The 1,146-nt window shown below is 34.6% G+C and carries 1 protein-coding gene; it reads right to left on the bottom strand.

Going from position 1 to position 1,146, the window contains the following annotated elements:
- Positions 1-373: 373 nt before the first annotated feature.
- Positions 374-997, bottom strand: a complete 624-nt coding sequence (locus H4J54_RS19275; protein ID WP_259366924.1) for a transposase — start codon at positions 995-997, stop codon at positions 374-376.
- Between the last annotated feature and the right edge of the window lie 149 nt (positions 998-1,146).

Here is a 1,146-nt window from a genome sequence, read left to right as displayed (position 1 = left end):
TAGCAGTATTTTTATCTACGTTGGTTTCTATAATCTTCATTCCGCTAGCTATCTATTTATACGGCGGTTTTTGAGTTTGACTCAATATCAAGATACTTTTAATTTGGAGTAAAAAGAATAATATAATCCTTTGGGTCTTCCAGAATTGAGAACGCCAATAAGGGTTATCCAATCTTGAAATAATCAACAGCGGAAGATAAAAATTGGATCTATCATTAAAAATAGTAATGACCCGCTTCATGGTTAAAGCAATCACCCTAAGGCGCTATAGGAGTATGAATTTTATATCAGCTGTATGATCTTAAAGTTGACCTCTATGTTCTGAGGTGCTTTATGTCTTCAATGCGCACAACAATGTCATTAACTTAAGGATTTAACACATACGTTTATAATTCATTGGGTACTTATTTGTCTTGTTTCTACGGTCTTGTCTAAAAAACTTCCGGTCAGGTCGAATAACACTTAAATTCTTTGATATTTTACTTATCATCAGTTCATATAACTCAAGCTCAGCTACTCTCATAATGAACCTGACAACATTATCCTTTAGCTGATTTATCGCAAAGGTGAAATTGATTTTATATTCATAAAGTCTATTGTTTTTAGGTTTCTTTATTTTTCTTTTTGCATCATGGATCGCAGATGTTGCAAGGTTTTTAGTTAATAGCTTCGCATGTAGGTCTTGTAAAACACCTTCAACAGAAACACTAGAGTAATTTTCAATATTGAGACGACTTTTCAATACTTTGTAATCTTCTTCAACACCCCAGCGTTGGAAATATAAATCAGCAAAAAGAGCAGTAGGATAAGCTTGCAGATCTGTTAATGATGAAACCAAAACTTCTGGCTCACCTGGTAGGTCAACTCGCACTAATCTTAAACGTAGTGATCCGGTCGATATTTTATCTTTTCTACATCGACGAAGAGACTTCTCAATACAATGAAAATCAACGACATCACTATATTTTCCACTTTCTAAGAAGGCTTTATCACGCATATGAGCTAACAATAAAAGGCTAATTACGCCCTTATTGCTTCGAGTAGACTTTCACTGCCCACAATCGACATCATTCGTTTGAGGTTATAAGCGAGAACATGAAGACTCATCTCGGTACTGACATTTTTCAATTGTTTGGTAAGGAAGTG

This window comes from Colwellia sp. MB3u-8 (genome assembly GCF_014076985.1).
GTDB lineage: Bacteria > Pseudomonadota > Gammaproteobacteria > Enterobacterales > Alteromonadaceae > Cognaticolwellia.
The sequence above is the reverse complement of the archived record's forward strand: the minus strand, read 5'-3'. Positions and strand labels throughout refer to the sequence as shown.